General features: G+C 52.1%; 8 protein-coding genes. 3 read left to right on the top strand and 5 right to left on the bottom strand.

The features are described from left to right. Positions 1-532: 532 nt before the first annotated feature. Together sppA and aroH are read left to right on the top strand one after the other, a co-directional pair. A complete protein-coding gene (sppA, locus tag AC0QHF_RS00635) occupies positions 533-1,354 on the top strand; it encodes a signal peptide peptidase SppA (RefSeq protein ID WP_324702254.1) in 822 nt (273 codons plus the stop codon). A gap of 95 nt (positions 1,355-1,449) precedes the next feature. Then, positions 1,450-1,839, top strand: coding sequence for a chorismate mutase (gene aroH / locus AC0QHF_RS00630; protein WP_324702255.1), 390 nt, complete (start codon positions 1,450-1,452; stop codon positions 1,837-1,839). A gap of 284 nt (positions 1,840-2,123) precedes the next feature. Here the strand turns inward: aroH and AC0QHF_RS00625 are convergent, their stop codons facing one another. The 5 genes from AC0QHF_RS00625 to AC0QHF_RS00605 all read right to left on the bottom strand — a co-directional run bounded on the left by AC0QHF_RS00625 (position 2,124) and on the right by AC0QHF_RS00605 (position 6,323). After that, positions 2,124-3,137, bottom strand: a complete 1,014-nt coding sequence (locus AC0QHF_RS00625) for a CobW family GTP-binding protein (protein ID WP_324702253.1) — start codon at positions 3,135-3,137, stop codon at positions 2,124-2,126. A gap of 55 nt (positions 3,138-3,192) precedes the next feature. Then, on the bottom strand, positions 3,193-3,897 hold the full coding sequence (locus tag AC0QHF_RS00620; protein WP_324702252.1) for a metallophosphoesterase family protein: 705 nt from the start codon (positions 3,895-3,897) through the stop codon (positions 3,193-3,195). Positions 3,898-3,987: 90 nt separating this feature from the next. After that, positions 3,988-4,638, bottom strand: coding sequence for a GTP cyclohydrolase I FolE (gene folE / locus AC0QHF_RS00615; RefSeq protein WP_324702251.1), 651 nt, complete (start codon positions 4,636-4,638; stop codon positions 3,988-3,990). A gap of 90 nt (positions 4,639-4,728) precedes the next feature. Continuing rightward, on the bottom strand, positions 4,729-5,547 hold the full coding sequence (locus AC0QHF_RS00610; protein WP_324702250.1) for a metallophosphoesterase family protein: 819 nt from the start codon (positions 5,545-5,547) through the stop codon (positions 4,729-4,731). Next, entirely contained in the window at positions 5,544-6,323 is a 780-nt protein-coding gene (locus tag AC0QHF_RS00605) for a GTP-binding protein (RefSeq protein WP_324702249.1), read from the bottom strand. The genes AC0QHF_RS00610 and AC0QHF_RS00605 overlap by 4 nt, the downstream gene beginning before the upstream one ends. 63 nt (positions 6,324-6,386) lie before the next feature. On the opposite strand from AC0QHF_RS00605, the gene AC0QHF_RS00600 reads away from it, so the two are divergent. Continuing rightward, entirely contained in the window at positions 6,387-7,616 is a 1,230-nt protein-coding gene (locus AC0QHF_RS00600; protein ID WP_324702248.1) for an FAD/NAD(P)-binding protein, read from the top strand. Positions 7,617-8,067: the final 451 nt, after the last annotated feature.

The following is an 8,067-nucleotide window of genomic DNA, read 5'->3' as shown; positions in this document are numbered from 1 at the left end:
ATCCGAGGGGATAAAAGCCTTACCAGGAGGTTATTTCAGGCATTTCAGCCCTATTTCGATCCCGAACGAATCGCACCGACGAGAACAGTGTAGCGCGATCGCAGTTGAGCCGATACTCTGTTGCGCCACCAAAAGCATCGGAGGGTTCGACATGATATAGCAATCGGAAACCTTATGTAAATTGTTCAGCCCCCAAACCCCCAATCCTGGAGACTCAGAGCCGACCAATTTTCACTCATCATTTCACACTACTATATCCACTAAAATAATTAACAAAAAACGATTTCTATAATTTTTTGTAATTCGACAATCAGAAATCGAATCAATAGGATAACAGACGATCCGAACTCTATAGCAATGTGAAATCATTCACAAAAAGTCTATTCGTTCAAAGCCCCCAGAATTGGGGGTTTGGGGGCGAGAGAATTTCGGGTCGGACTACCGGGAGTCCCGACGTCGCATTATACTGGTAAGAATGGCTGGGCGATCGCACATCCAACGCCCATCTCGTTATATTGACTCCCAACCGTCCATGATTTGGCCATTTAAGTCTCGATTTCGCAAACAAATTGCCCGCATCGAAATAACCGGTCCCATCGCCGGCGACACGCGAAAGCGCGTTCTGGAGGCCCTCAACACCGTCAAAGAGCGCAAATTTCCCGCCCTGCTGCTGCGGATCGACAGCCCCGGGGGCACCGTGGGGGACTCCCAGGAAATTTACAGCGCCTTACAACATTTGCGCGAAAAAGTCAAGATCGTCGCCAGCTTCGGCAATATTTCGGCGTCCGGCGGCGTCTACATCGGCATGGGCGCCCAACACATCGTCGCCAACCCCGGCACCATCACCGGCAGCATCGGCGTAATTTTGCGGGGAAACAACATCGAACGGCTGTTGGAGAAAATCGGCGTTTCCTTCAAGGTGATCAAGTCCGGACCCTACAAAGATATTTTGGCCTTCGATCGCGAACTCACCGAACCCGAACAGCACATCCTCCAGGAGTTGATCGACACCAGCTATCACCAGTTCGTCCGGACGGTAGCCGAGTCCCGAAACCTGTCCGAAGAAGCCGTCCGCACCTTCGCCGACGGGCGGATTTTCACCGGGGAACAGGCCCTCGAATTGGGGGTCATCGATCGCCTGGGGACGGAAGAAGAGGCCCGACGCTGGGCGGCGGAACTGGCCGATCTCGACCCCGACAAAACCGAATGTTGCACCCTGGAAAAGCCCAAATCCCTGATCAACCGCATCCTCAGCAACAATCAAACCCCCGCCGGAGGGTTATCGGCGGCTCGGAATTGGGTAGAATTTGAACTGTCAACGAACGGTTTGCCCCTGTGGTTGTACCGACCTTGAAACGGGACCGCGCCGGGGGTGAGGCGATCGGAGGCGGGGGAACATTTCGAGTCCCCTTGGATACCTGAACAGTGACGATCATAGGAGGATTTGGCGTGGAGTGGCAAGTTCGAGCGATTCGCGGCGCGACGACGGTCCCGGACAATTCGGTGGAGGCAATTCGGGAGGCGGTGACAGAACTGCTCGACGAGCTGGAAACCCGCAATCAGTTACACCCCGAGCAGATTATCAGCACCACGTTTTCCGTCACCCGGGATTTGGACGCGATTTTCCCCGCCGCGATCGCCCGAGAGCGCCAGAATTGGGACAACGTGCCGCTGTTGGACGTGCAGCAAATGCACGTCGAAGGCAGTCTCGAACGCTGCATCCGCTTCCTGGTCCACGTCAATTTCCCGGCCCACAAAACGGAAATTCACCACCCCTATCTGCGGGGGGCGAAAAATCTCCGCCCCGACTGGAGTTTGACCCCGGTGCGATTTTCGTAATTTTTACAGCAGTTTTGGGGTGCGTCCGAGCATCAATAATTGGTTGTCATCATCAGCCATCAATTTGACGCACCCGACGGGCGATCGGATTGATCAAACAAATTGTTGTAGCGCTTCAGCGCATTTCTGAGGTGGCTCAAGCCCAACAACGAACATCTCCCTCTGTGTCCTCTGTGCCTCTGTGGTAAATTCCCCAAAATTCAAAGACTCAGCCAACCCCCAATCCTCTTAGCACAAGATAATTTGATCTCGTAGGGGCGCAAGGCTTGCGCCCGCCCCCATTACTAAGCCAAACAATCATTCAATTGCTGGCGAATATACTCCCGGTCGAGATGACGCCCGATCAAAACAATTTGAGTCTTTGCCGTTTTCAAAGTCTCCCCCAATTGAATGGCATACCGGGGGCCGCTGAGTTGAAAAATATAAGGGATTTCACTCTGACTGAAGCGGAGAATTCCTTTGGCTCGAAAGACCTCCAACGGCATTTTTTCCGTCAAAAAATTCTCGAATTTATCGATATCAAACGGCCGATCGCTCTCCCACGCGATCGACAAAAAACCATCATTTTGTAAGTGGTCGGAATGGCGGTTAAGGGAATCATATTTGTCGCGGCGGTGGTGGCGTTCTTCCTCCCCGTGATAGCGATCGACTGGCGTCAACTCCACATCCAAAATTAACGGCAATGGAACTCGACCATATTCGCTTTTCAGAATCCTCGCCCCCCGTTTAACAATGGCAATATAATCCTCCAATTCTCGAATTTTTTGGGGAGTCGCCAAATCCGTTTTATTCAAAATAATCGCATCGCTGTAAGCAATTTGTTTCAGAGCCGCTTCGCTGTCGAAGTGATCCGGCGTAAAATTCGCCGCGTCCACCACCCCGAGCACCGAGTCCAGGCGCGTCAGATCTCGCAGTTCGGTGCCCAAAAACGTCAAAATAATCGGCAGCGGATCGGCGACACCGGTGGTTTCAATCATCATATAATCGACGCGATCGCTCCGTTCCAAAACCCGATACACCGCATCGATCAACCCCTCATTAATTGTACAGCAAATGCAGCCGTTGCTCAACTCAACCATGTCGTCATCCGTTGACACCAGCAACTGAGCATCAATATTAATATCCCCGAACTCGTTCACCAAAACGGCGACTTTTAAATCCTGTTTATTTTCCAAAATTTGGTTGAGCAACGTCGTTTTGCCGCTCCCCAAAAATCCGGTAATAATCGTGACCGGCATCCCCCGCTTGGGAAACTCCGAAATCGAATCAGGTGTGGTGGTTTTTGTCAAGCCAGTCATCGTCTCCAATTCCCTCCAAATCAAACAGCACCGAAATTCCAGTCAAATTCCCAAACTAATCATAATTAACTTGACGAAAATCAACCCGATTGGAATTGGGATCATATAAAGTATAGGTCGCCCTTCCCCAATGACGACCCACCGAACCCACCCCCACAACTCGTTTTTCCGTCAATTTCACCGCTTCCGAAGATTGCTCCTCGTCCAAAGTCGAAACCCTCGAACAAACCGAACCCCCCCGCAACTCATACTCAAAAATCTGACCGGAACGGCCACAAAACAACTGATTCGCACCCACCCGTTGCAACCGATCCAACATTCTCCAAGCCGGAGTATCCGCCCTCAGTTCATCATTCACCCCCACACTGCTCCCATGAATGAGCAAACAATCCAACTCCAAAAAACCAAAATGTTGTTGTCTCAACCATTCAACTGTTTCCCTAGAAACCGAATTCCACAGCAACTCCACCACATCTCCCCCATATTTTTTCAACAACTCGTCACCCTCCACATTTCCCCCGAGTCCGTGTAAATTAAAACACTGTTCTTCCCACCAACCCATACACAATTGAGGCTCAAATTCTCCGGAGTCAGTCGTTTCTCTGACCCTCTCAACCAACAATTCGCTGTCGGGGTTTGGCCCCACCAAGTCCCCCAAAATATAAAACTGCTCGAACTCACATTTCTGGCAACTGATATCCTCTAAAACGGATTGATAAGCCTTCAAATTTCCCTCGATACCGCTCAAGATAGCCCACATTTTAACGATGAATAAAAAATAAAGTGAAAAAATACTTCCATGATTGGATGGGGTTGGGCGAAGCAAAAGCGACACCCAACACCTACAAAATTAGCTAAAACTCGGAGTATGGCGAATCAGAGACATGAACTCCTGGCGAGTTTTCGCATCCGTCGAAAAAATGCCCCTTACCGCACTGGTAGAAGTCCAAGAACCGACCTTCTGCACGCCTCGCATCACCATACACATATGGCTGGCTTCCACAACAACAGCCACCCCTTTCGGCTTCAGCAAACCTTGTAAAGCATCCGCAATTTGAGCAGTCAACCGTTCCTGAACCTGCAACCGTCTCCCGTACATTTCACAGATGCGGGCGACCTTCGATAATCCGATCACTTTCCCATCGGGAATATAAGCCACATGAGCGCGACCCAAAATCGGCAAAATATGATGTTCGCAAGAGCTGAAAATATCGATATCTCGCACCAAAACCATCTCGTCGGCATCTTCGTGAAAAACCGCACCATTGAGCAGTTCATCTAGAGACTGATGATAGCCGGAAGTCAGGAACTTTAAAGCCTTGACAACCCGTTTCGGCGTGTCCCTCAAACCTTCCCGATCTGGATTTTCACCCAGTCCCAGCAGCAAAGTCCGCACCGCTTGGCGCATTTCTTCTTCGGAAACTGGCGGGTCAATTTGACTGTCAATATTGGGTAAATTGATGCCGTCAATTTCTTCAATTGCCGAATGTAATGAAGTCATAATTTTGTCAATTTTGCCACAAAAAATGGTCAGAATTTCTTCAAATATTTTGCCACACTTTTAAAAAAATGACAAGGTAAAAATGATGATTTATCGCTGACAAACGTGGGTGGGATCGTCCGCTTTTTCCGCATATTCCAAACCCCGAGATAAACGCCAAGCGAAAATTGGTGGCAAACCCTTCTCAATAATTGCCGCGCAGGTTTTGCGATAATCATACTCAACCTCTCGCAGCGTCACCCCTCCGGTATCGGTATCGTAAATCACATAGGTGGCATTGGGGCGGCCGTGGCGAGGTTCTCCCACAGAACCCACATTAATCACCCGTTTTAAAGGAGTCTTAAAACTGCTGCAATCTTCCCCATTTCCCAATTCGGGTTGGCGAACTTTGACTTGTAGTTGTCCCCCTTCCAACTGGCGAACGTAGGGGACATGAGTGTGCCCGCAAAACAACACATCTGCATCGATCGCCAAAACCCTTTCCAACACCGTAAAAGCATCCATATTCGGCATCAAATACTCGTGGTTGCTGTGGGGCGAACCGTGGACGAAACACAGGCGATCGCTTTTTAACGTCAAGGGGAGTTGGGCGAGAAATTCCCGGGTTTCCGGATAAATATTTTCCCGAGTCCATTCGTGAGCCAAATGCCCCCGCCGTTCTGCCAAAAGGGACGGATAACTGCATTCACAAGCATTTAAACCTTCCACAATATCCTCATCCCAACACCCTTGCACCGTGGGGATATCCAAGGAGCGAATTTGCTCGACGACCGCATGGGGAAAAGGGCCGTAGCCGACCAAATCTCCCAAGCAATAAATTTGCTCGGCTTTTTGTCGGTCGATATCCAACAAAACTGCATCCAGAGCCTCATAATTTCCGTGAATGCAAGACATCACCGCTATTTTCATATGAAAACCTCCTGTTCTTCGGCGAAAGATTCTTGGAGCTGTTGTTGATAATGTTGAATGTGAGATGCCGGCAAACAGCAATCTTTCAGGGTGGCGGATATTTGCGATCGCTCCAAATCCCGCCCGACAATTTCAAACCCGCTAAATCTCCGGGGCCTTCCCTCCAGATGTCTCGGCAAGTCCAAAGCCAAAAATTCCGAGTTGGCAATCCCCAACACAAAATCGCCGTAAATCGACTCACCGCTGGCAATTTCAAAAATTCCCTTCGCTCTTTTAACCCGGCCGTAAGCCCCCCCGATCAGCTCAAACCAAAATACACTTAAACTCGTCCAATCGACTATTTCACCAGTCAACAAACCCCGGTGTATCTGCAATTCGTCGTCGGGCAACTCGGGAATCATTTCTACCCCTTGATGTCCCACAATAATTCGATCCGCCCACTCCCGAATCTGGGCGTTTTCGTCATTCTGGGGCACCACGGCGATGCGACGACAGTTGAGGTGATTTAACAGCGGTTCCAGGGAGGACAATTCCCAATACCAAGGCAATTCAATATAAACGTTGAACCCGGATTCTGCCAAAGCCCACAATTCTGCTTCCTGTCCGCGAGTTCGGATGTGGAGTTCCGGAAACTCGGCGGCCAGACAAGTGCGATCGATGCACACACCGTCCATGTCGGGGGTGAAATAGCACCGGGGCTGGGGGTCTTTCGCGATCTGTTCTCGAATCCAGCGAGTTTTTCCCGAACCGGCCGGACCTGTGACGGCAACAATCATTGATTTTCGGAATGATAATCATTATCATTGTCACGATAGCACAGGATTCGTCAGATCTCAAAGATGTTCGATCGCACCCGACCCAGTTCCACCGACCTCGCCATCGTGGGAGCCGGCCCCCAAGCCCTCACCCTCGCCACCCACCTGCTACAGAAACGGGAACCCTTCAGAAACCGATTCATCGTCTTAGACCCCAGCGGGACTTGGCTGGCGCGATGGCGACATCAATTTGCCGCCCAGGACATCCCCCACCTACGGTCCCCGGCGGTGCACCACCCCGACCCCGACCCCTACGCCCTGAGACGATTTGCCGAAGGTCGGGCGGCGGAATTGTTCCCCCCCTACGATTTGCCGGGAACCCGACTCTTCGAGGACTTCTGTGGGGATGTGGTCCGGCGGTGGGAGTTGGCGGACCGGGTATATCCCGGCAAAGTCCGCCAAGTGCTGCCCGTCCGGCGGTCGGGACGGCCGAGATTCCAGGTGATTTTGAGCGACGGCAGTTGTACCGTCGCGCGGCGGGTGGTGTTGGCGACCGGGGCGGCGGTGCCCGACCTTCCCCGGTGGGCCGGGGAAATTGCCGCCCCCCACCCGCCGGGTCGGCTGTGCCATTCTCAACAGGTGGACTTGCGGGGCCTCGACGTGACCGGAGAACGGATTTTGATCGTGGGAGGGGGGTTGACCGCCGCCCATTTGGCGGTGGGGGCGATGAGACGGGGCGCGAAGGTGACGCTGGCAGTGCGGCGGCAATTGCGAGAAAAACTATTTGACGCCGAACCGGGTTGGCTGGGGCCGAAATATCTCAAGGATTTTGAAGCCGAGGACTGTTGGTTGACCCGCCGGGAAATGATCCGACAGGCCCGCGGCGGGAGTTCGGTGACGCCGGCGATGATGTTGCAGTTGAGGCGGGCCGTCAATCGGGGGGAACTGAAGATTTTGGAGAATACCGAAGTGACGGCGGCGGTTTGGGAGGGCCGTTGCTGGCGGGTGAAGGCCGGCGGTGGGCTGTTGCCGGGGTGCGATCGCATTTGGTTGGCGACGGGAACCCAATTTGATGCGGCGCGAGATCCCCTCCTAGCCGACACGCTGCGAATCTACCCCACGGAGGCGATCGGCGGTTTGCCGGTGCTGGACGCCCATTTGCGGATTCCGGGTTCGGAGTGCTTCGTGATGGGAGGATTGGCGGCCCTGACGGTCGGTCCGGCAGCCCGGAATTTATCCGGGGGGAGAATGGCTTGCAGTCGGATTGTCCGGGCGATCGTCAAACCCAGCTTGGCTGCGGCCGTGAAGGGGTAGGGTGTGTTGCGGCATCGATAAATCATGGGTTTTCACGATAAATATTGACCTGGCCGCAACGCACCATCCCAGATATTGATATCATTTGCATGATGCGATGATTCAAATTGGCCGATCGCGCGATTTGAAATGGTGCGTTATGCGGAAATATGATTGATTTGTAACCCTTCGCATTTTCTGGCCGCATAACACACCCTACCTATGATGGTGTCTCGCGATTTGGAATGGTGCGTTATGCGGAAATATCATTGATTTGTGACGGTTCACATTTTCTGGCCGCATAACACACCCTACCTATGATGGTATCGTCCCCGGTAGGGTGTGTTACGGCGGGAATAAATGATGGGTTTTGACGCAAATATTGACATCGCCGTAACGCACCGCCCCCACCGAAAAATCCCATTAATAAATATTGGTTTTACACAGACAAAACCGACCCAGAAAAACGGAT

This window comes from Lyngbya sp. CCY1209 (assembly GCF_055795065.1).
The sequence above is the reverse complement of the archived record's forward strand: the minus strand, read 5'-3'. Positions and strand labels throughout refer to the sequence as shown.

Bases quoted from the DNA above. Each gene is read 5' to 3' on its own strand.
- sppA (WP_324702254.1), top strand. From the start codon at position 533: ATGATTTGGCCATTTAAGTCTCGATTTCGCAAACAAATTGCCCGCATC.
- AC0QHF_RS00625 (WP_324702253.1), bottom strand. From the start codon at position 3,137: ATGACTGGCTTGACAAAAACCACCACACCTGATTCGATTTCGGAGTTT.
- AC0QHF_RS00620 (WP_324702252.1), bottom strand. From the start codon at position 3,897: ATGTGGGCTATCTTGAGCGGTATCGAGGGAAATTTGAAGGCTTATCAA.
- folE (WP_324702251.1), bottom strand. From the start codon at position 4,638: ATGACTTCATTACATTCGGCAATTGAAGAAATTGACGGCATCAATTTA.
- AC0QHF_RS00610 (WP_324702250.1), bottom strand. From the start codon at position 5,547: ATGAAAATAGCGGTGATGTCTTGCATTCACGGAAATTATGAGGCTCTG.
- AC0QHF_RS00605 (WP_324702249.1), bottom strand. From the start codon at position 6,323: ATGATTGTTGCCGTCACAGGTCCGGCCGGTTCGGGAAAAACTCGCTGG.
- AC0QHF_RS00600 (WP_324702248.1), top strand. From the start codon at position 6,387: ATGTTCGATCGCACCCGACCCAGTTCCACCGACCTCGCCATCGTGGGA.